This is a genomic window from Chryseobacterium sp. BIGb0232, assembly GCF_024810195.1.
In the GTDB taxonomy this organism is placed as follows: Bacteria; Bacteroidota; Bacteroidia; order Flavobacteriales; family Weeksellaceae; genus Chryseobacterium; species Chryseobacterium pennae.
Genome location: NZ_JANUEH010000008.1, coordinates 214550 through 238410, shown reverse-complemented (window position 1 = coordinate 238410; position 23861 = coordinate 214550). Strand labels below are relative to the sequence as shown.

At 36.7% G+C, this 23861-nt stretch carries 18 protein-coding genes and 2 tRNA genes; 11 read left to right on the top strand and 9 right to left on the bottom strand.

The genetic code is table 11. The annotated features are described in order from the left end of the window. Positions 1-18 precede the first annotated feature (18 nt). From M2372_RS17995 to M2372_RS17965, 7 genes are all read left to right on the top strand, one after another. Positions 19-91 (top strand) — tRNA-Lys (locus M2372_RS17995). 255 nt (positions 92-346) lie between these two features. Continuing rightward, positions 347-1414 carry a glycosyltransferase family 2 protein gene (locus tag M2372_RS17990; RefSeq protein WP_123319567.1) on the top strand — a complete coding sequence of 356 codons (1068 nt, stop codon included), beginning with the start codon at positions 347-349 and terminating at the stop codon, positions 1412-1414. 158 nt (positions 1415-1572) lie between these two features. Continuing rightward, positions 1573-2055: a T9SS type A sorting domain-containing protein gene (locus M2372_RS17985; RefSeq protein WP_123319566.1), complete on the top strand. Its 483-nt coding sequence runs from the start codon at positions 1573-1575 to the stop codon at positions 2053-2055. A 20-nt stretch (positions 2056-2075) separates the two neighbouring features. Then, positions 2076-3536: a hypothetical protein gene (locus M2372_RS25550; RefSeq protein ID WP_310473127.1), complete on the top strand. Its 1461-nt coding sequence runs from the start codon at positions 2076-2078 to the stop codon at positions 3534-3536. Positions 3537-3679: 143 nt separating this feature from the next. Next, complete coding sequence (locus M2372_RS17975; RefSeq protein ID WP_123319565.1) at positions 3680-4489, top strand: helix-turn-helix domain-containing protein; 810 nt, start codon at positions 3680-3682, stop codon at positions 4487-4489. 250 nt (positions 4490-4739) lie between these two features. Continuing rightward, a complete protein-coding gene (locus tag M2372_RS17970) occupies positions 4740-5441 on the top strand; it encodes a DAPG hydrolase family protein (RefSeq protein ID WP_185018810.1) in 702 nt (233 codons plus the stop codon). 252 nt (positions 5442-5693) lie between these two features. Next, positions 5694-5766 (top strand) — tRNA-Lys (locus M2372_RS17965). A gap of 42 nt (positions 5767-5808) precedes the next feature. On the opposite strand, the gene M2372_RS17960 is transcribed toward M2372_RS17965, so the two are convergent. Then, positions 5809-6291 carry a GNAT family N-acetyltransferase gene (locus tag M2372_RS17960; RefSeq protein WP_123319564.1) on the bottom strand — a complete coding sequence of 161 codons (483 nt, stop codon included), beginning with the start codon at positions 6289-6291 and terminating at the stop codon, positions 5809-5811. 490 nt (positions 6292-6781) lie between these two features. Between M2372_RS17960 and M2372_RS17955 the strand changes: the two genes are divergently transcribed. From M2372_RS17955 to M2372_RS17940, 4 genes are all read left to right on the top strand, one after another. Beyond that, positions 6782-8209: a tetratricopeptide repeat protein gene (locus M2372_RS17955; RefSeq protein ID WP_148060760.1), complete on the top strand. Its 1428-nt coding sequence runs from the start codon at positions 6782-6784 to the stop codon at positions 8207-8209. A gap of 107 nt (positions 8210-8316) precedes the next feature. Beyond that, complete coding sequence (locus M2372_RS17950) at positions 8317-9738, top strand: hypothetical protein (RefSeq protein ID WP_123319562.1); 1422 nt, start codon at positions 8317-8319, stop codon at positions 9736-9738. Positions 9739-9775: 37 nt separating this feature from the next. Then, on the top strand, positions 9776-11206 hold the full coding sequence (locus tag M2372_RS17945; protein ID WP_148060759.1) for a hypothetical protein: 1431 nt from the start codon (positions 9776-9778) through the stop codon (positions 11204-11206). Positions 11207-11823: 617 nt separating this feature from the next. Then, on the top strand, positions 11824-14868 hold the full coding sequence (locus M2372_RS17940) for a reprolysin-like metallopeptidase (protein ID WP_123319560.1): 3045 nt from the start codon (positions 11824-11826) through the stop codon (positions 14866-14868). A gap of 443 nt (positions 14869-15311) precedes the next feature. Here M2372_RS17940 and M2372_RS17935 read toward each other — a convergent pair whose 3' ends face one another. The 8 genes from M2372_RS17935 to M2372_RS17900 all read right to left on the bottom strand — a co-directional run bounded on the left by M2372_RS17935 (position 15312) and on the right by M2372_RS17900 (position 23861). Then, entirely contained in the window at positions 15312-16466 is a 1155-nt protein-coding gene (locus M2372_RS17935) for an NAD(P)/FAD-dependent oxidoreductase (RefSeq protein WP_123319559.1), read from the bottom strand. A gap of 25 nt (positions 16467-16491) precedes the next feature. Then, on the bottom strand, positions 16492-17247 hold the full coding sequence (locus tag M2372_RS17930; protein WP_123319558.1) for an AraC family transcriptional regulator: 756 nt from the start codon (positions 17245-17247) through the stop codon (positions 16492-16494). A 368-nt stretch (positions 17248-17615) separates the two neighbouring features. Then, positions 17616-20051, bottom strand: a complete 2436-nt coding sequence (locus M2372_RS17925) for a TonB-dependent receptor (protein ID WP_123319557.1) — start codon at positions 20049-20051, stop codon at positions 17616-17618. A 29-nt stretch (positions 20052-20080) separates the two neighbouring features. After that, positions 20081-20599 carry a GNAT family N-acetyltransferase gene (locus M2372_RS17920; protein ID WP_123319556.1) on the bottom strand — a complete coding sequence of 173 codons (519 nt, stop codon included), beginning with the start codon at positions 20597-20599 and terminating at the stop codon, positions 20081-20083. A 5-nt stretch (positions 20600-20604) separates the two neighbouring features. Continuing rightward, entirely contained in the window at positions 20605-21375 is a 771-nt protein-coding gene (locus tag M2372_RS17915) for an ABC transporter ATP-binding protein (RefSeq protein ID WP_123319555.1), read from the bottom strand. Further along, the gene (locus M2372_RS17910; RefSeq protein WP_123319554.1) at positions 21372-22382 is read right to left on the bottom strand and encodes an iron ABC transporter permease; all 1011 of its coding nucleotides are present in this window, start codon (positions 22380-22382) and stop codon (positions 21372-21374) included. Before M2372_RS17910 ends, M2372_RS17915 begins: the two co-directional genes overlap by 4 nt. Next, positions 22382-23395, bottom strand: coding sequence for an ABC transporter substrate-binding protein (locus M2372_RS17905; protein ID WP_123319553.1), 1014 nt, complete (start codon positions 23393-23395; stop codon positions 22382-22384). The genes M2372_RS17910 and M2372_RS17905 overlap by 1 nt, the downstream gene beginning before the upstream one ends. Further along, entirely contained in the window at positions 23385-23861 is a 477-nt protein-coding gene (locus M2372_RS17900) for an urease accessory protein UreE (RefSeq protein ID WP_123319552.1), read from the bottom strand. The genes M2372_RS17905 and M2372_RS17900 overlap by 11 nt, the downstream gene beginning before the upstream one ends.

The following is a 23861-nucleotide window of genomic DNA, read 5'->3' as shown; positions in this document are numbered from 1 at the left end:
TTGAAAAAGTAAGTGGCCGACTCGGTAGCTCAGCTGGTAGAGCAATACACTTTTAATGTATGGGTCCTGGGTTCGAATCCCAGCCGGGTCACAAATAAAAAGAACTACTGTTTCAGTGGTTCTTTTTTGTTTTGTCAACTATTTTTGATAAATATATTTCCTTACAATTTCTTTATTATTTCTTTTTTTTAGAATCAGGCTCAAAACTCCGGACTAGCAAAAGATTTAGTTTACCTGAAGAGAGAAAGTGATTGTCTTTCCTTTCCCTGAATTGCAGGGTGACTTCATTATTATAATCTACAATTAATACTAGTATATTTATATCCATAAAAATTATTAAAAGTCCATGAAAATAAGTGTATGCTTAATTGTTAAAAATGAGGAGAAATTTTTAAGCAGATGTCTGGAAAGTGCAGCAAAATTTGCAGATGAAATCATTATAGTAGATACAGGATCTACGGATAGAACCAAAGAAATTGCTGAAAAGTTTACAGAAAAAGTTTTTGATTTTGAATGGATTAATGATTTTTCTGCTGCCCGTAATTTTGCATTTTCTAAAGCGACTATGGACTATCAGATGTGGCTGGATGCTGATGATGTTATCCCGGAAAAATCAGTTAGGGAAATTAATGATCTGAAGGAAAAATTGAATGATGATATTGAGATTGTCACAATGAAATACGTTTTGTCATTTGATCAAAACAATAATCCGGCTTTTTATTCAACGCGTGAAAGATTATTCAAGAAGAGCAAAAATTATCAATGGATTGAGCCTGTTCACGAATGTATTCCTTTGGTAGGCAATATACACTATACTGAGATTGAAGTCTGGCATAAAAAAGAAGAATCTAAAGTGATTTCAACAAGAAATATTGATATATATAGAACTTTAGAAGAGAGTGGAAAAGAATTTTCTGCAAGACAGCTGTACTATTATGCAAGAGAATTGAAAGATCACAATGAAACAGATAAAGCAATAACTTTTTTTGAAAAATTTTTAGCATCAGAATCAGGCTGGATAGAAGATGTAATTACCTGTTGCCAGCAGTTGGCTGTTGAATATAAAAAAAATGGTGTTAAAGAAAAAATCTTACCCACTTTACTGAAAAGTTTCGAATATGACATTCCCAGACCGGAAATCTGTTGTGAATTAGGCTATTACTATAAAGATAAACAGGATTATAATCAGGCTTTTAAATGGTTTGATCTGGCGACAAGACTGCCAATATCTCATTCGGTAGGCTTTGTATTTTCTGATTATTCAGGATATATACCTAATATTGAAGCCTGTGTCTGCCTGTCTTTTTTAGGTGAGTATAAAAAAGCTGATGAATATAATGAAAAAGCTGCTCTTTCAAGGCCGGAATGTCCTTCTGTAAAGCAAAATAGAGACTACTTAAGAAAACTTATCTAGCTGTTTCAAGGCTTTAAAATGAAATGGTAGAATGATTAAGAAAGATGTTATATGATTGATAGAGTATTTATATTTTTAATCATATATTAATATGGTTGTCATAATATAGTTATATATTTGAATAATTGAAAAACTAATAATATATACATCTATATGATATGAAAACTACATTTTTTACACTTTCGTTATTTCTTGTTAGTTTCTCTATTCAGATTTCTGCTCAGGAAATTGTAAATACTAGCGGTAATGATATGTCAGGGACTACAGGCAATGTTGCAGCTTCTGTTGGTCAAAGTTTTTATGAAACCATAACTTCTTCTGCAGGAAGTGTTGCTGCTGGTATTCAGCAGCCCTATGAAATCATACCGACATTAGGAGTCGATATTGTTGAAATCAATTTGAACCTTGCTATTTTTCCCAATCCCACAACAGATATTCTTAATTTGAAAATCGGATTTAAAGATTACAGTAAATATCACTATGATCTTTTTGATGGCAGTGGTAAATTACTGACAAGCCAATCCATAACTCAGCCGCAAACTCAAATTACAATGACACCATATCCCGCTTCAATTTATTTATTAAAAATATCAAAAGAGGGAAAGAATATCAAAATTTTTAAGGTTCTAAAAAACAAATAAAATATAAAAACTAATTACCTATGAAAAAGCTTTCCATTCTAGCAGCCTCTTTAGCTTCTGCTCTGATGTTTTCACAAGTACAGGACGCAATGAGCTATCAGGCTATTATTAGAAATTCAAGTAATCAATTGGTAAGTAACCAAACTGTAGGAATGAGATTTTCTATATTGAAAGGCTCCACAGCAGGAACTGTAGTATACTCAGAGACGCAATCTCAATCTACCAATATGAATGGTTTAGTAACTGCAAAAATTGGTGCTGGGACTTTAGTAAGTGGCTCGTATTCTACCATTAACTGGGGAGCAGATATTTACTTTATAAAAATGGAAACAGATCCTAACGGAGCAAATAATTATACCATAACAGGAATATCACAGTTGCTAAGCGTGCCTTATGCTTTATATGCAAAAACTTCGGGAAGTTCTGTTCCTGGCCCTCAAGGTGCTACCGGTGCTCAAGGTATTCAGGGAGTTACTGGTCCAACAGGAGCTGTTGGTGCTCAGGGGTTAGTAGGAGTTACTGGGGCTACTGGCGCTCAAGGTATACAAGGTATTCAGGGAGCTACCGGAGCCACTGGTGTTCAGGGTATGCAGGGAATTACCGGTGCTCAAGGTATTCAGGGAATTACTGGTCCAACAGGACCTATAGGAGCTCAGGGGGTGATAGGAGCAACAGGAGCTACCGGAGCCGCTGGTGTTCAGGGTATACAGGGAATTACCGGTGCTCAAGGAATTCAGGGAATTACTGGTCCAACAGGACCTATAGGAGCTCAGGGGGTGATAGGAGCAACAGGAGTTACAGGTGCTCAAGGTATTCAGGGAGTTACTGGTACCCAAGGAATTCAGGGAATTACTGGTCCAACAGGACCTATAGGAGCTCAGGGGGTAATAGGTGCAACAGGAGTTACAGGTGCCCAAGGTATCCAGGGAGTTACCGGAGCTACTGGGATTACCGGGGCTGGATTTTCTAATGGAACCACTGGAGGACAACTCATTTTGACTAATTCATCAGTGCCTTTTTCACCTGGAACTCCTGTGAATATGAGTGGAGATGCCACTATAAATGCTTCTGGTACGTTAACCATTGGTACCAATAAAATAACTACAACCAAGATAGCAGATGCTTCTGTAACAGTAGCAAAAATAGCGACCACTGCAGGTACAGCAGGTTCTTCTACTTATCTTAGAGGCGATGGAACCTGGGCTATGCCAAGCAGTAGTGGCGGAACACAACTGCTAACAGGAACTAATACTGTGACTATGCCGGGAGCTAGTACACCGAATTCATTTACAATAACGGTCAATGGAGCAGCAATAGGGGATGCGGTTATTGTAAATCCTTTAGGCAATATTCCAACAGGAGATTTCCCCCCAATCTATACTGCTAAAGTAACATCCGCCAATACGATAACTGTTTATATGTATGATGCTGGTTCTATTGCGGGCTTATCTTTTTCTTTTAAAGCTACAGTAATCAAGTAAGGTTAATTTTTTATAAAAATGTAAAATCACACCTCCGTGCTGTCATAAATACAAAGAACTACTGTTTCGGTGGTTCTTTTTTATTGTATTCCCACCTAATAGTCACGTATATTTGTACTGTGCTACAAAATTGAATCAGGAATATGAAATTCATTCACCAGATCGATCCCTCAAAGTTTGCCTTTTTTGAACTTCAGCGCTGCCAGAATCCTTATATGGAGAATTCTCGGCGGGCTGACTTTTTTGAAATGATTTGGTTTAAGAATGATCCGGAAACCAGTGACGGAGATTCTATGTATTTAATTCCTTTGTATCGTTCTGAAAAAATAAGTTTTGAAAATAAGGAGGGATATATCATAGCCTTCAAAAGAGAATATCTGGAAGAAGATGACAGGGAGTTTGCGTTGGATGTTTTCAATCTTTTCAATCTTTTCAATATATATGGGCAGTACACTCATCTTCGTTTGGATAATGATATTGTAGAAATACTTCAATACCTCAGAATATTGATTGAGAAAGAGTATCAAAACTCAATGGGAAGTTATCTGGTTCTAAAATCATTACTGAAAGTCTTTTTGCTAAACCTGATTCGTGCAAGTCAACACTATTTTTTGAACCAGGATATCCATCAGAAGCGGGTCTATCAATTCATTATGTTGATGGATGACTATTATAAAACAGAACGTAAAGCAGAATTTTATGCTTCAAGAATGGGAATCAGTGAAAAACGGATTAATCAGATTCTGAAGGAAAAAATGAATAAAACCCTTACACAGCTATTACACGAAAGGGTTATTGTAGAGGCTGAACGGATGCTGATTTCAGGAGAATTGACCATAAAAGAGATTGCATTCGATCTGAATTTTGAAGATCCAGCCTATTTTTCCCGGTTTTACAAAAAACAAACAGGACAGACTCCAGAAGAATTCAAAAAACATAATGCCTGCCTGTAAATGTAGGCATACTTTTAACTTTTCAGATCCATTTTATGTTTTGCAGTTCAGGTGCTGTTGGGTAATCAGATGATCCTGTATTTCCAAATTGTACCGGTGGATTAGAAAATAATACTGCTGTCTGAGGTTCTTGCTGATTTAAATTTGTACATCAATCAATAGTTCAGAAAACGAGTGGGGAAGAGGTAAAATAATCCTTACTGTTAGTTCTTCAATTGAGAGATCAGATAATCTAATTAAAATATCAGGTATGAAACCAACAAAAAAAACTGAAGAAGTCATGTTCGGGGATATCAATGCTCTTTTATCTCCTAAACCCTTAGCCCTAGAAGCAGGAATCAGGAGATTAGAGAACGGTATGCTCCATATTGCCATGAGAAATGTTCTGCACAATTGTAAAGGAAGAATGCTGGATTGGTGGTTCAAATATTTTGAAACAACGGCAGACCTTAAGTTATGGCACCCTCATGACCATCTGAAACACGGTGGATGGGACAGCAAATGGATCAAAAATAAAAATTATATAGGGGCTACCATACATGCTACAGAATCTCTGGGTGATATCCCTCCGGTGTCTGCTACTATAAAATTTCATGATCCTGCAGAAATATTTAATGTGGATATCTTGAACCAGGCTTATGCTGATGGGGCTGTGAGTGCAGTGGTGTATGCAAGGATAGGCTTTGGTGAAGATACGCTTTTAGATGATAACGGTGATCCGGTGGATGGTTATATGTTCCATGTAGTCAGGGATACGGTGCAGGGTTCTACCTTGAGGAGTCATTTTTATCTTGGCGCATTAATGGCAGATAGTGAAAATCAGCTGCCGGATGAAGTTGGATTCGGGCTTATGGAGCATTGTTATAGTGAATTTACTTATCTGGCCCAGGTTCTTCCTTCTCTTTATTATGCTGAAAATAAGAACGGGGACAAAGCGCCTTTTCTTTGGTAATTAAGATAAATTTTTACAATAGAATTATGAGTACGCAATGTTCGCTTTACATTGCGTTTTTTATTGCAAATTATTTATTATCAGAAATTTGAGTTTTTACCTGAGTTGAGATTAGTGAAAATTATTAATTCATATCAGGAATGAAAGATATTTTTTTTAGCTAAAAAGCTTGTGGAGGCTTGGATTTAAAGGATTTTTTTCTATATTTGCAATCTCTTAAACAAAGAGATTTATTTGAAAAAATAAGTGACCGACTCGGTAGCTCAGCTGGTAGAGCAATACACTTTTAATGTATGGGTCCTGGGTTCGAATCCCAGCCGGGTCACAGATCAAAAGAACTACAGCTTTGTAGTTCTTTTTTTTGTTTTTATACAGTATATTTCATAACAATCTCTGAAGTGTCGTTTGCTCCATTTTCATTGCTAATGTCTTTAAATCCATTCTTTTTGTATAGCTGATATGCTGAATGATTGTTAGCAGCGACCTCTAAATATATTTCATTGACAGTAAACTTCTCATTAGCCTCATGAATGACAGCCTGCACAAGGCCAGATCCTATATTTTTTCCCTGAAAGCCTTTCTTTACATACATTTGGTAGATGCTTGCGGAGTTGTTTTCATTTTTAACAAATATACAAATGCCGATTAGTCTTTGATCAGCAAAAGCACCGAAGGCAACCTTTCCGGGAGTTTGATTTTCAATATTGATTTCCATGCTGAGTTTTTCGGTTTTCAGGGATTCCTGATAACTGGCTGCAAAGGAATCAGGGAACTGTTCCAGGCTTTCCAGACGGATGTCCCTGTATATTTTACTTTCATTAGCCAGAAGTTTCCGATATTCAATATTCATAGTTGATTTTTATAATAAAAAGTTTTAAAATTAATTTCTTTAAAAAAAGATGAATATAACAGGATTTTTTGATAGTAAAGAAAAAAGGAATAAGATTTATCAGATAAAAATTGAATGAAAAATGTAACAAATATTATTTCAGACTGTCTTATTATAAAAAGGCAGGGAGTTACTTAATCATACAACTGTTGTTGAATAGATAACAATTTTTTATTATAAAATATTGATTTTCAATTTTGAATTTAATGTATTAACCAGGTTGCAGAAAACTAAAGGGAGTATATTATTTTTCATATTCACATGATTTTATATAAGCATTGATGATATAAATTATGTATATTTATAATATAGATTGACACAAAAATCAATAAAATAATATTTTCTGTTCATCTATTAAGGCATGTGTAGGTAGGTATGCGTTTTAAAGGGGAAATAAAAGCTGGCCATTATTAAAAATAATACAACATATACAACAGTCATAAGAAGGCTGATGGTCTGTGCATTAAGCATAGGTCTGTTGCTATGCGCTGTTTCCTGTAATAAAAATATTCAGGATAAAGAAAAAGACAATTTTGATACTGCGCTGATAAAAAAGAGTTCAGATCTACAACTTTCCGGAGAATATGAAGCACTTATTGAACTGAATATCGATTATCTGAAAAAAGCTGCGAAAATGGGATATAAAGAGGGAATAGGTCTTTGTTATCTTAATATGGCAGAGGTAAATATATCTGCCGGAAATTATGAAAAAGCGCTATTTTTTTTCGATAAAGCGGAAAAAGATCTTAAAAACTCAGAAAATGGCTTTCATAAAGCTGTATTTTATGATGATTATAGCCAGTATTATTCTCATCTTAAATTATATGATAAGGCTATAGAATGTAATAATAATGCATTTCTTTACCTGAAAGAAGCAAAAGATTCGGAACTCAAAAAGAAACTGCTTTCAAGACTGTATATCAATAAAGGAGGTAGTTTTGCTTTTAAAGGATGGTATGGGACATCGCTAAAGTCTTTTCTGAAGGGGAATAAATTAGAAAACTCAGCCTACAGCAACTGTATGGTTGCCCAGTATTATCTGTTCAGACATCAGCCGGATTCTGCCGGAATTTATATTGCAAGGTCTGAAGAGAAGATGCTCAATGAAAAGACCAGTGATGCAGAATCTCTTTGGGTATATTACACCATGGGATACTATTATAATGAAATTAATAATAATGATCAGGCAGAAAAGGCACTTAAAAAAGCACTGGAAATCAATATAAAAACAAGGCGTACATATTCTTCACATATCAATAATGTATATAAATCTCTTGCAGAGCTTTATAAAAAGAAAAATGATGGTGGTAAGGCTTATTATTATCTGCAAAAATATATGGAAGAAGAAGGGCGGTTGGATGTTGCCCGAATAAATACAATGAATAAAGCTACAGAAAATTTTATCTCTGAAATGAAACCGGAATCGGATTGGCATAGAAGCGATCTGCCTTTGGCTATTGCATTATCCATTACTGCACTTACCGTTTCCGGGATATATGTAAAGAAAACAATTCGGGCTCAAAGGTTGAAAAAAAGAGCTCTAAAGGAAGAGACAGAGGAACTTAAGAGTCATGTTAAAACAAAAATGCTAAAAGAGGTTACTGAGCTTGCTAAGAAAAATGATTCTGCATTCCTGATGAAATTTAAAGAACTGTATCCGGATTTTATCAATGCTCTTCTGAAAATTAATCCGGATCTTGAGAACTCTGAGCTGGCTTTTTGTGCCATGTTGAAATTTCATTTTTCATCCAAAGAAATTGCAGATTATACGTTTGTACAGCACAGGTCTGTTCAGCAAAAAAAATACAGGATCAGAAAAAGGCTTAATATTCCGGGAGAAGAGGATATTTATGACTTTTTTGATAAAATAAATAGTTGAAAAATAAAATTTATATAGATAATTTAAAGAAAATGTAACACCACAAGTCCGGAAAAATCATTTTTTAATCTTAATTTATACATCATTTAGTTAAAGGGAAAAACATTATGGTACGCATTCTTCTTTTTGTTTTACTCATTCTTTTGGTTTCCTGCAGCCCTGATTCCAGGAAATATGAAAAGAATTTTGATATTCCCTTAATGAAGCAGAATGAAGAGTTTCGTCTTGCCGGTGAGTACGATTCTCTGGTTAATCTTAATAAAAAATACTATAGAAAAGCAGAAGAAATTGGGTATAAAGATGGTAAAGCGTTATGCTATATTAATTTAGCTCAGGTTAATATGTCATTGGAAAATTACCAGAAATCCAATATTTTGTTTAATAATGCTCAATACATTCTGAAAGACTCTGATAATTCTTTGCATAAAGCCATATTTTATAATAATTATAGCCGGCTCAATTTTGAATTGGGAAGAGTGGATAAGGCTTTCGAGTATAACAAAGAGGCATTGAATCATATTGAGAAAAGCAAAAATTCTGAATTGAAAAAGGCAGTTCTTTATAATATCTGCTTACGACAGGGGATTTATTACAGTCACAAAAAGAAATATCACTCTGCGTTGGAGTATCTTCATAAAGCAAGAGCTCTGGATGAGGATGGGATTGTAGGGAGTGTTATAGGGGATTACATATACATGCATAGGAATAGAGATTCTGCCTATAAGTATATAACAAGAGCCTACAATAGAATGATTGAGTCCAAAAAAGTAGATGCTAATGCCCTCAATATTCATACGGTGATGGGGGAGTATTATATGGCTTACGGAGAATATGATAAGGCTGAAAAAGAATTTCTGACAGCTTTGGAAATTGATAAGAAAACCAGACGCATTTTTGCACAGTATACCAAATATATTTATAATGACCTGAGATCTTTATATGCATCAACCGGGGATAAGGAAAAAGCCTATTTTTATCTGAGTGCATATACGGAAGCCAAAAACAAGACCAATACTGCTTTACTGGCAACCATCAATCAGGATATGGAGTCCTTTATTTCAGAAGCAAAAAATGATACTTCAAAACATAAAAGTAAGGTACAGTGGGTTGTTTTTCTGTCTCTTGCAGGATTTTCCATGTTGGCTATATATACATGGAGAATCATCAATACATTAAGACGAAGAAAGGCGGCTCTGAAATCAGAGGCTGAAAATCTTAAGAACCGGATTAATGATAACAGGCATGAAGAGATCATTGAGATGGCCAAAAGGAATGATCCTGGGTTTCTTTCCAGTTTTAAAGAAGTATATCCGGGATATATAGAGCAGATTTTAGAAATTAATCCCGGGCTTGAAAATTCAGAATTGGTTTTCTGTGCCATGCTGAAACTGCATTTCAGTTCCAAAGAAATTGCCAATTATATGCTTGTTCAGCATAGGACTATTCAACAGAAGAAATACAGGATTAGGAAAAAAATGAATATTCCTACCGAAACAGATATTTATGTTTTTTTTGATAATATCAGTTGATTAATTGCTTTTTTAAGACACCTCACCAGTAATAAGTATGATGTTCCGCATTTTTCCTTATATATTCCTTCTTTTTTTTATTTCATGCAGTTCCGACAACCGGAAGTATGAAAACAGTTTTGATATTCCGTTGTTGGAAAAGAATGATAGATTCCGGAATTTGGGAGAATATGATTCTCTCGTCAATCTGAATAAAAACTATTACAGACAGGCTGAAGAGATGAGCTATGAGGAAGGAAAGGCATTATGTTACGTGAATCTGGCAAGAGTAAATACAACTTTGGAGAATTATCAAAAAGCACAAATCCTTTTTGAAAACGCGGATGCAATTTTAAAAAAATCAGACAATAATCTACATAAAGCTGTATTTAATAGCAATTATGCCCGTTTTAATGCAGAGCTTAGAAGACTAGATCAGGCTCTTCAAAATAATGCGGAAGCAATAAAGTATCTTGAAAATGATCAAAAATCTGCATTTGCCCGAAAACTTATGGCAGAAACTTATGGCTATAGTTCAGATTATCTTAATTTGAAAAAAAGACATAAAGAAGCAATTTTCTACCTATATAAAGCAAAAAGCATTGATCATTCAAGGCGGATCAATTTATTTTTTGGAAATCATTATACCAGTTTTGCTGAATTGAAATTGGATTCTGCTGAAATATATTTACGGAAAATTATTGAAGATCCAAATCCGGAGGCCGCTATGGATGTAGATGCTCTTGCAGCAAATACAATATTGGGAGAGGGCTATATTCAAAAGAAACAGTTTGATAAAGCAGAGGCAGTCTTAAACAGGGCTTTAGAAATTGATAAGAAAACGAGACACATTTATGCTCAGTATACCAAGTATATCTACAATGATTTAAAGCGGCTCTATGAGGATAAAGGAGATAAGGATAAGGCATATTATTATTTACAGCTTTATGCAGATGCCACAGATAAAACCAATAGCGCATTGTTGAGAACGATTAATCAGGATATGGAGTCTTTTATTCTGGAAGCAAAGAAAGATTCGGAAAGACATGAAAGAAATATAAGATGGGTTATTTTACTGTCTGTTGCTGGTCTTTTTCTTTTGGGAATCTATACTTGGAAGATGATCAATATCCTGAGAACGAAAAAGAAGAACCTTAGACTCGAATCAGAATCTTTAAAAAACATAATGAACAATAAAAAAGATGAAGAAATTATGGAATTGGCCAGAAACAACGATCCTGAATTTCTCAATCAGTTTAAAGAAGCATATCCGAAGTTCATCAGTAATCTTTTAACTATTAATCCCAATCTCGAAGACTCTGAGCTGGCATTTTGTGCCCTGCTGAAAATGCATTTTTCCTCCAAGGAAATTGCTCATTATACCCTTGTTCAGCATAGGACGGTTCAGCAGAAGAAGTACAGAATCCGGAAAAAACTCAATATCCCGACAGAAACAGATACGTATCATTTTTTTGATGATTTAACGTAGTATAAAAAAACTGCCTGATTCATCACATCAGGCAGTATTCGAAATGTTTTTTTTCGCCATTTGGCTTTCTCTGTTCAAATTTGAAAATTTTTAATCAAATACTAAAAAAAAGAACTACTACATGAGTACTACAGCAGTTTTTTTTAGGATTAAATATCTATAAATTAATGCTTTGGGCTTTTGTTGTGTTTTTGTGTTCTGATCTTTGAAAATTTGAAAAAAAGAGCTTTATTACTCTGGCAGATGTGATATATCATGAGCGTTATACAATGTTTTGTATCATTTTTCTTTATGTATTTCCTTAACCTATTTTGTTAATCAGTAACATTTATTTTTTTATTTAATTCTTTTGCTTTTTTTTGTAATGTATTGTAATACAGTGTTTTGTTGTTATGTTGTATGGGTGTAGTAGGTTGTTTTTTTTCTTTTTTGGAATAAAAATATAGATTTGTAAGTGTTCTGTAATATGATATAATTGAACAATTGAGGTTTTTTTATGTTTTATGAGTTGTTTATGTTGTTTTTATTTAAATGATTCATAATTAATATTGGATGATTGATTGTTTTTCATAAAAGAATAATCTGCTTAAAAAACAAAAAAGCATAAAATAAAATCTATGAAAAGAAAAGTATTATTGATAAGTGCATTGGCTATGGGAGTGGTATGTGCTTATGGACAAAGGTGGGAACCAACTTCACAAATGAGGTCTGAAATCAGAAAAGAAGTTGAAGTACAACATTCTTACAAATTAGATTTACAGTCATTACGAGGCCTTTTAAAAAATGCTGTGGAAACCGGAAAAGGCGCACAAGCAGTGATTGTTTCTTTACCTACTGCAGAAGGAAAAATTGAAAGATTTGCTGTGTACAGCGATCCGGTAATGGAGAAATCTATGGCCGATCGATACCAGCTGGGATCTTATGTAGGAACAGGGGTAGATGATCCATCTAAATATTTAAGATTCAGTACTTCTCCTACAGAAATGCAGTCGATGATTATCAAAGATGGTGTGTTTCAGTTTATAGAACCTATTACTACCGATAAGAAGGTATATGGAGTTTTCTATAAAACAAAAAGAACAGAAGGAGAGCATGGATTTGAATGTACAACAAAAGAGAAAAACCTTAAAGGTATAAAGGCATTAGAGGTTAATGGAAAAAAAAACCTTTCTAATATTAATGCCGGTATTACCAACAGACCTGCAAGTACAAGATTCAGGACCTATAGACTTGCGTTGGCTGTGACAGGAGAATATACGAAAAAGTTTGACCCTAATGGAGGAACTACTAATACTGTAGCGCAAATGAATGCCACCATGAACCGTGTCAATGGAATTTTTCAGAAAGATTTCGGGATTAGACTGATTATCCAGGATCTTCCAAATATCATATATACAGATCCTGCAACAGATTTTTATACTCCTCCTGCAACAGATAATGATCCTTCATTTAACCTTCAGCTCCAGCAAATGCTGACTCAGGATGTAGGAAATGAAAACTATGATATGGGACATGTATTTCATGCAGTAGGAGGAAATGGTAATGCAGGATCCATTGGGTCTACATGTGTTAACCCTACAGCAGCAGAACCTTTGGCAAAAGGATCTGCATTTACTCAGATGGAGAATCCAGTAGGAGATGCGTTTGATATTGATTATGCTGCTCATGAAATGGGACATCAGCTGGGAGCTAACCATACATTCTCACATAAATCAGAAGGATCCGGAGCAAATGTTGAACCTGGAGGCGGAACCACGATAATGGGATACGCCGGGATTACCGGAGATAATGTTCAGATGGTAACAGATGCTTATTTTCATTATTTCTCTGTTGGCCAGGTGTTAAATAGCCTGGATAGTAAACAGGGCTGTGGAACAACACAGGATATCGTAACCAATACAGCTCCTGTAATTTCACCTTTACCTTCTTATAGTATTCCTAAGGGGACTGCCTATTACCTGGAAGCTTCTGCTACAGATGCAGATCCTATTAAGTATACCTGGGAACAGTATGACAGCGTAGATGCCTTTCATTCAGTTTCCGGCGATATCGGTTGGGGATATAATGCTCAGGGAGCATTGACAAGATCTTATTTCGGAACAACAAGTGGACGAAGATATTTTCCAAGCCTTCCTATAGTAATGTCTGGAAAGTTGACTGATAAAACAAAATGGGAAAGTGTTTCCTATATTCCTAGACTTCTTCATTATGCTGTAACTGTTAGAGATGAGAATACTACTCCTATGCTGGTATCTGCCGAAACTAGTGTGGATGTTAAAGAAGATGGTCCTTTCACATTTAAAGGTCTTAGTGATGCTACAGTATTTTATAATAATGCTGTCAATACCATTGCATGGGATGTCGTAAATACTAATAATGCCCCCTATAACGTAGCTAATGTAAAAATAGAATATACAACAGATCTTGTTAACGGATCATCTTGGACAGAACTTGTAGCTTCTACACCTAATACGGGAAGTTATACCACTCAGATACCTTCAGGAGTAACAGGACCCATTAAACTGAAAATTTCTGCCATTGGAAATATATTCTACGCGGTATCTCCTAAGATTACTATCGGAGCAGCGCCAACATCCACTACAGATGCACCAATCGGAGTGTCTGCCATTGATGCGGAAGTATTGAAAACATCAGCAGTTATAGGCTGGAATGGCGTTCCGGGGGCTACCTATTCTGTTAATTACAGAAAAACCGGAACTACAAACTGGACAAATATTCCAAGTACTACCAATTCAGTATCATTAAGTGCCCTTGAGGATGAAACCAATTATGAGGTTCAGGTGGCTGCGGTAGTGAATACAGTGGCCGGAACATTCTCCTCTCCTTATGCATTTAAAACGAAAGGATTAAAAACCGGGGTAGATTATTGTTTAATGGGAACCGGAGGCAACAGTTTTGCAAATTTTGCACTTAATACCGGCTTAGCTAAACTAAACCTGGCTAATTTAGACTATTTAGATGCAACTTATAAAACTATTTTTAGAACCTATTTGGACTATAGCGAAGATGCAGACAAATTAATTAATCTAACAAAAGGATCATCGTTCACATTATCTTACATTAATGTAGGTAATGAACTTGAATCCGATAGTTATCCTGATACTATAGAAGTATGGATTGACTATAACAGAAATGGTATTTTCGAAGAATCAGAAAAAATTGGTTCCAATAGTGGGGCTACAGACAGTAATGCTCTACATGCAGGAACAATGACTTTTACTGTTCCAGCCAGTGCTTATGCAGGAGATAAGACCTTAAGAATGAGAGTGGCCAGTACTTCTTTCAATGCAGCAAGCGGACCTTGTGGTTTTCCAACTTATACAGAAGGAGGAGAAATCTATTCATATGGTTCATTTAAAGATTTTCCGGTTAAAATTTCAGAAACATTAGGAACAGACGAGGTAAGAGGTACAAAACCGGCAGAAGTATCTATCTATCCTAACCCTGCCGATACTTTCGTAGAAGTGAAAAACTTAAAAGGTAAAGCAGGTTACAAAATCTATTCTGCGGATGGAAGATTAGTTCAGGAAGGTAAGATTGATGGTCAGAGAATTAACGTAGCTTCTTTAATAAAAGGAATGTATGTAGTTACCATCAAAGATGATAAAAATACTTACAATACGAAGTTGATTAAAAAATAAAACACAAATGGGGCTCCGGGAATGGAACTTATCGGAGATGAAAGTAGTATTTGTTTTAGTTGGAAGATAGCTGTCTTTACCCCTGAGACAGCTATTTATTCCCAAAATATAAATGACTGTCATTGAGTGATCACTTTGCTTAGTCATATTCTGGTACCTGTTTTAACAATTATTAATCCTCTAAAATATTTTAATTATAAGAAAAAAATAAATAAAAATACAAACCAAAACACACACAAATGAATCTCCAAAATCAGGATCTTAAGGAGAGAAAAACTATTTATTTTTAAGACGAAAAAATGGCTGCCTTGAGGGAGGCAGCTTTTTTTCATGGGTACAAATATGATACAGTAAAGAGACTGAAAGCAGGACATTATTGAATCCTGTTAAAGAGCTAGATCAGGAGCATCCAATAACCCTTCAAGCCTTTCTTCCTGTTTGTTTCAATGTCCTTTAAAGAATTCCAGCATGGTTGCTAAAGCTGTTTCAGAATGCATCCGTTCTCCATTTTCAAGAGAATCTTTGGTAGCAGCTGCAGCTCGTTTTCTCATCGTAATTTCATACTGAGAAATAGCTTCCTGTAAAGTACTGTAATGGTTATTTGTTAAATATTCACTGAGTTCAAGAGCATCAAGCATCGCCATATTAGCCCCTTCTCCTGCAAACGGAGGCATCACATGAGCGGCATCACCCATTAATGTTACATTAGATCTTGTTTCCCAGGTCTGATCTAAAGGCATAAAGTAAATAGGACGGGGGATGAAAGGAATTGTGGCCTTTTCAAACAATTCGTACCATATTTCACTCCATTCCGGATATTCTGTTTTAAACCATTGCAGGATTGCTGTATTATCAGAGAAATCCAGTCCGCTGTTTATTGTCCAGTTTTCATCAGCTTTAAAACTTGCATAAAAGCCAAGATCACCATTGCCTTTCTGTCCCATCAGAATATTCTTAGACTTTCCGAAAGCCATTATTTTTCCACCGTTAATCAATGCATTGATATGAGGGGCATGTTCTTTTGAAATAATTCCTTCCAGCATTATAACTCCCGAATAAACCGGTTTCTGTTCTGTAAGGTAGGGGCGGATCTTAGAATGAGCACCATCTGATGCAATCACAAGATCAGCATAAGCCGATGTTCCGTTTTTAAAATGAAGCATCCAGCCATCATTTTGAGGTTCCATGGATAAAAAATGGCTGTCCCAAACAACGGTTTCCGGTTGAAGAGAGTCCAGCAGCATATTCCTCAACGGTCCACGGTCTATTTCGGGACGGAAATGTTCGGTGCCAAAATCTTCCTCTGGCTTGGTATCATGGTCGCTGAACAGTATTTCTGCCTGTTCATTCACAATGAGCATTTTATCTGCACCCGGACGGAATGTTTTCTTAAACTCTTCTAATAATTCGGCTTTGCGTAGGGCTGCCAGCCCTGAATCTTCATGCATGTCGAGAGGAGAGCCCTGCATACGGGCTTCTTTATTAAAATCTCTCTCATATAGTTTTACGTTTGCATTTTTCAGCTGCAAAAGTCTGGCCAGTGTAAGTCCGGCAGGGCCACCGCCAACGATGGCTATTGATGTATTATCTATCAGCATTGTATTTAAATTTTACAGGACAAAATTACTGCCCCTTCAATACTGATAATAGTATAAATCGGTCGTTTTTGTTTTTTGATAATTCCTTGGGCGCAACACCTGAAAATTTCTTCACTTCCTTAATGAAATGATTCTGGTCTGTATAATTAAGTTCCGGAAATAATTTACCCTTTGCAATATGTTCCAGAGAAGCCCTGAAACGCAAGATAGTAGAGTAGGCCTTTAAAGATAAGCCCAATTGCTTTGTGAAATAACGGTTGATCTGTCTGCTACTCCAGCCCACCTTTTCTGAAAGGTCTTTTACGCTAATTTCTCCTTTTGAAGCATACATAAGTTCAAAAAGTTGATGTTTTCTCTCATCTGCTTTCTGAGGAACCAGTTCCCGTATTTTTTGTATGGCTTTTGTACAGCAAAGCTCAAAGTCCTGTAAATCCTCAGCCTTAAATCCCCAGAAATCCTGCGGAAGCTTCTTTGCTGTATTTAATACATCAGCAATGGTTGTATTTAAAATATATTCCACAGCAATAGGTTTAAAGCTCACTACAAAAGCCTGGGTTTGGGGTGGGATCTGTCTTTGTTCAGGATAGGTTTCCAATCCGATCAGGGCAACATGAAAAGGTTCTGAGGGAGACTGCATGAAAAATAGATCAACCCTTCCATCCGGAATAATAACAACTTCCTTAGCTTCATCAGAATGATTATGGAATGTTCCCAAATTTTCCACAAAATCTGAAATACTCTGATCCGGTTCAATAAAATGAAACTGAAAATCATGGTCCATAATGAAAAGTAACAGTATTCTTTAATAGATTGAAGTTACAAAAATAGGCTAATAATTAATATATTAGCTAATGGGTAGCTGTTTTTAAGCCACGAATTCACGAATAAATTTTACATTATTCTATAAATCTATGTCTCTATGGTTTATTTTTTTTAACCACATAGGAACATAGATTTTCGAGTTGTATATAAGTTATTTATTCGTGAATTCGTGGCATATGAAGATAAAGCAGTATTCAATTTTATCGGAGATAAATCTTTGCGCCTTAAAAAGATATAACATTTACATTCTTTTGCGCCTTTGCATTTTCCAACAAAAAGCCCGGAATGTAAAAAACACCCCAGGCTTTATCAAGATTAAAAATAAGTTTAAAAAGAATATCCCACAGAAACCGTTACATTTCTGGGAGCTCCAGGGAAGGCCCGTGTATAATCGAACCCGCCCAGGAAATAATATTTGTCGAAAATATTACTGACATTCACTGCCATTTTCATTTTTCCGATATGATAGTAAACTGCCGCATTTATAGTCGTATAAGATGGCCATTCTCCCCAAAGGGCGCTTCCATTGCTGTCTTTTCCTATGCTGTTATCCATACGTCTTGTATCTACATAATACATTCCGGCACCAAAGCCAAGCCCCTTCACAGCAGAGGTTGAAAAAACATATTTCATCCATAAACTAGCCATGTTTTTAGGTGCTCCAGGCAGAGCTTGTCCTACTTCTGAAGCAATGGAAGAAGATTTTACCTCCGTATCATCATAGGTATAGTTGGCCATAATCTGAAACTCTTTGGTCAACTGTCCGCGAATATCCAGTTCAATACCTTTTGATACAGCTTCTCCTGATTGCCTGTATACCGGAAATCCTGTTGTACTGATTTCCCCTGTTGCAATCAGTATATTTTGGCGCTCAATCTGGAAAAGGGACAGATCCATTTGTAATTGATTCTTAAAGAACCCCGTTTTTAGCCCTGTTTCAATCTGGAAACTGTGTTCTGCAGTGAAAGGTTTGTCAGAACCATAATCCTGATAATTCTGGATAAAATTAGCCCCAACCGGCGCAAATCCCTGTGAATAACTTGCAAAATAATTAACCTGATCGTTAATCTGATATGTCAGCCCAATACGGGGCAGCCATGCATTCTGAGTGGCATGAAAACGGTCTTTACCACTTACTGTTTCAGAATAATAATGCTCATGACGCAGTCCCACAATAAGTTTTAATCGGTCCGCAAATGAAATCTGATCCTGCACATAGATTCCGGTAGTTTTATATGGACTTAAAAAAGGATAATTTCCTTGAGATAACCATACATAATTACCCAGATCATGAGTAGTATAAGTAGGATTATTAAGGTCGAATGTTAATGGAACAATTTTACCATCTATTCTCTGTTGTCTTGCTTCACGCTGCTGATTGTTACTGTCTCCTTCATATTGGGCATAATCTACTCCGGCTACGATGTGGTTTTCGATTTTGCGCCCCGTAAGATCCCATTTCAGATAAACTACGGAATTATCGGTATAGTCTTTTCCATGGCGGTCAAAGAAACGCATATTCATAATCGTATTATTAGGAGCATCAGCATAGCTGTTCAGGGTGCGGTGTTCATTCACATCTTCCTGATAGATCGACTTCATATAGCTGGCGTTCAATGATAGATTGTGAGTAAGGCGCTGGCTTAATCTTGCACTGAATGACAGTGTTTTAGTATTATAGAAATCAGATGGCTGACTTAAAGTAAAAGAGCGGTCCAGGGCATAAAAGTCATTGTTTCTCAATCCCATCCCGCGGTCAAGATATCCATGAAACTGATCATATACAAGGTCTATATCTACCTGAGTTCCATCCAATGGTTTAAAGGTAAAAGACGGAGCAATCATAAAGTTTTTCTGCTGATTCACATTTCGGAAGGTCTTGCTGTCTTCATACCCTGCATTCAGGCGGTACAGAATTTTCTTTTCTTTATCCAACGGTCCTGTCAGATCAATGCTTGTACGGATAGTCTGGAAACTGCCGACGGAGAAGTTAATAGAACCCTTTTGTTTGTCTAAAGGCTTTTTAGTCACCATATTGATCGTTCCTCCGGGAGTTACATCTCCGAATAATGAAGCACCGGGACCTTTTAAAACGGAGACACTTTCCAGATTGATCGTTAAAGGCGAGCGGTAGTAGCTGTTTCCGTAACTATATCCTGACCGCAGCCCATTCACAAGACGAATTCCGGTTTCGTAGCCACTTTTAAAACCACGAATAATAAGATCATCATAGGAAGAGGCTGTGGTTACTCCTGCCAGATCCTGTACAACATCGCGGGTGGTGTATGCCTGCTTGTCCTCCATAAACTCGCTGCTGACAATAGAAACTGATTGTGGAAGATCCTTTAGATTTCCCGAAAATTTTCCACCCAGTTCCAGATTATTGGTAAGGTAAGAGTTATTTCTGCGGGCTGTAATCAAAACTTCCTGAAGATCTGTTTGATTTTCCACCAAACGAATTGTGATTCCGTTTTTATCATCATAAGATAGAGAATCCAGTGTCATATCGGATGCTGAATAACCTTTGGCATCAATCATTAACTGAGCCGGGTACTGAACCGGAGTTTCAAACTGGAACTTCCCGTCTTTACTTGTTGTGGTGATGGTTCCCTGATTAATGGAAACCGAGGCATTAGAAATTATTTTTCCCTCCTGATTCAGTACTTTTCCGAAAATAGAATGGGTTTCCTGCGCTGATAGAGCAAAAGGAAGTAAGAGCATTATACCATTGATGTACAACGCTTTTTTGGTGGTATGTTTCATTGTATGTTTCTACGCTGTTGTAGTATTTATTATTCTGCGGAAATCATTAATTCCATGTGAAGAGTAGGATAAGTGCCTTCGTAGCAGGATTTTAGAAGTTTAAAATCCTGTTTAAGCCAATAATCATAAGCTCCCTGCAGAAAAGGATGGGTATGCAGATATAATCTTTTTATATTTTTCTGCTGTGCGGTTTTAGCCAGTTCCTGAAATAGGAGAGTGGCAATTCCTCTTCTTCGGTATTCAGGATTAACAAATAGTCTGGCGACTTCTACAGTTGTTTTTTCATCAATATCCAGATGAGGGAAACGATAATCAAAAGGCATCATGCCGATCGCCCCTATCAGTTTCCCATTGGAAGTCCGGGCCTGTAAAAAAGCTCCGGTGGGAGAGTGAAGGTAATTCTGTTCAAAATTGACCAGATCGTTAGGTACAATCAACGGATCCAGTAAAGGATACAACTGACGTCTGAATTCCATGACATAGGGAAGTACTTCAAATACCTGATAATCCTGTACCAATGAAATTGTTATTTCTTCATGATTTTTCATATATTTTATTTTAATTGGGGCGCAAACATTGGGGTTCCCTGATTATCCAGGGCAAGTAGCGGAACTTCATAGGTCTCTTCAAGAAGCTGCTTTAATTCATCTTTCTTTAATGACTGAACAGCAACCAGTTCATGATGACGCATCACAAAAAATTCATCACCGAACAGAAAAGCAAGATTGGGATCATGCATGACACATAAAACCGTAGTTCCTTCACTAACCAGCTGACGAATGACTTCCAGTACAGCGACTTGGTAATGCAGATCCAGATGATTGGTGGGTTCATCCAGCATCAGTATATCCGGTTTCTGAACCAATACCCGGCACAGTAGCACCAATTGACGTTCTCCACCGGAAAGAGAAGTGTAGGGTTTATCTTTTAAATGAATTAAATTAAATTTTTGAAGGATGGTTTCTACTTCCTGATAATCCGACTGTCTGGGTGAAAATTTTGAAAAAGAAGCTCTACCGGTTAAGATCACATCAAAAACCTTAAAGGGAAAAGTGGTCTGATGAAACTGGGTTAAAAATCCGATACGGACAGGTGAGGTAGTTCCTATTTTTATTTTTCGGCGCTCTTTATCAGCAATCCATACGTTTCCTTTGTAGTTTTTTTCCAGTCCGGCAATGATCTTAAATAAGGTTGATTTACCACTTCCGTTTCTTCCCAGAATAACGGATAATTTTCCTTTTGGAAATTTTGCATTGACCTGGTTCAGAACCTGGTCTTTTCCATAATCAAAAGAAAGCTGTTCTATATTAATCACACTGTTCATGAGTTCCAGTTTATAGCGTTTCTGCGCATTAAATAAATGAAAATAGGAGCTCCGATAATCATCGTAAAGACCCCAATCGGAATTTCAAAAGGCATTACGGTACGCGAAAAATCATCAATCAATAATAAAAATGCTCCACCGATACTGATATTAGCCCAAACGGTGATGCTGTTGTTCGGTCCAAAGATCATTCTGCTGATGTGAGGAACAATTAATCCAAACAGACTGATAACTCCGACAGCGGCAACGGATGATGCTGTAATCATAGTTGCCACTGCCATCAGAATCAGTTTTAATACGGTTGGATTTACACCAACGGCCATAGCTTCATGATCTCCTAAAGCTAAAAGGTTCAGCTTCCAGCGGAGAACAACAATCACTGCTAAACCGATAAGGATCGGAAATACTGCAGTATGAACCTTTTGCCAGGAAGCAGTATGGAGATTTCCCATCGTCCATTGTACAATAGCCTGTAATTTATAAGGATCACTCAGATACTGTAAGACCGTAAGGAAAGCTGTAAATACTCCAGATACAATCATTCCGGCAAGAACCATACTGACAATGGATGTTTTGGCTCCGGCATATGAGACAAGATAAGTAATGACCACTGCCACGACTCCGAAAACAAATGCCGAAATATTAACTGCCATTACAGGAAATAACATGGCCAATGCTGCACCGAATGCAGAACCTGAAGAAATTCCCAATGTAAACGGATCAACAATAGGATTTCTGAAAACAGCCTGCAGAACTCCTCCGGCAGAGGCCAGAGAGGCTCCTACCAGGAAAGTAAGGACAATCCGTGGTAAACGTACTTGCCATAAGATCATATGCAGGCTTCCCTGAAGAGCCGCTTCATCTTTAGACATACCCAATTCCAGGACGATGTGATGAAACAGCTCGCCCATACCAATATTCTGGCTGGAACCTATAATCAGTGAAACAAACACAAGCAGAACCGGCAACAGTATTAATAAAGAGATTGTTTTAATGCTTTTAATCATCAGATCAATCCTTTTTTACCATAGATCATTTCAAAAGCTTTTTTTACATCCTGATCCAGCTGTTCCTGCGTATATTCAGGCATACACCAGTGACGGAGCTGTTTGGCAAACAACATAAACTTCACGGTATGCGGATCGTACGGAAATGATGGAGACATCACAAAGACCTGTTTGTTTTTTACAGCAGGAAGCGCTTCCAATTCCTTAAGGCTATAAACATCCGATAGTTTTGAATTCCAGAGAATAATAAGATCGGGATTCCATTTGTACATGGTTTCGGCACTTATATTGGGTGCTTCTACCGGAACCGGGCAGGCATTCTGAGCTCCGGAAAGAGTAATGGCCATATCAATAAGGCTTCCTTTTCCTGAAGTGGACATAATACGCCCTTTTGACCAGGCGTAGTAGATTTTTTTAGGAGATGTGGCTTGGGATGTTCTCATTTTTTTTACTTCTTCAGCAACATATCCTGTCACTTCCTCAGCCCGTTTCTGTTTTCCAAGTAGTTTTCCGACATTTTTCAGCTCATCAAGAATCTTTTCATCATTTAAAGAAGAAAAAGTAAATACCGGAATGCCAAGATTTTCAATTTGATTGATATTATCCTGATCTGTATTGAAGGTTAGCACCAAATCAGGTTTTAGGCCAACAATACTTTCCGCATTACTGGACTGTCCGCCAAAAGTAGGAGTGGCAATGCTTTTGTTTTTAATACGGTTATCAAGCTTGGAAAGAAAGCTGTAAGTGTCTTCCATTTCATAAATCTGCTGGGGAATTCCTACAATTTTTTCACTTGCCTGAAGCATATAAACATCATCTACCAATGCATTATATAAAACAACAATCCGCATCGCTTCATGAGGAAGAGTAATTTTTTTACCTCTGCTGTCTGTTGCAGATACTTCCGCATTAGCTGAGGTTTCTTTAGTATTAGAATTTTGAGGATTATTACAGCTTTGTAATGCTAATAGCAGTGCTGTAAATCCTGTAATATACAGACTTTTAATTTTCATGTGTTCTATTTTTTGCCAGATATCGTAAGGATTGATGGGATAGAAGCTGGGCATCAGTGAGCTGAATACGGGCTCCATATCTGAAGGACAACTGTTCATAGAGTCTTCCGTCATAAGGCACGGCAAACTGTTGATTGGGGGTCAAAAATACCGGCAGATGCTGATTCCCGATAAAATAACAGAAGTCTGCCACTTCAGCTTCATTTTCTGTGGGAAAGCTTATGGTAAGACAGGTTTTAAAGTGAATGGTAGCAATCAGTTGTCCATTATTGTATAAGCTGTCTCCCTGGTGCCATTCCTTGGTATTTCCTAATCTCAGTTCCAAAACCAGCCCGGATCTGGTGGTCCGGGTTAGTTTTTGTTTTTTGTTTTCAAACCATTCGAGTTCCAGAACGTCAGGGGCAGGATCATTTAGATGCAATCCACTTTTTACTTCATCAATTACGACTGGTTGTACTGTATTCAT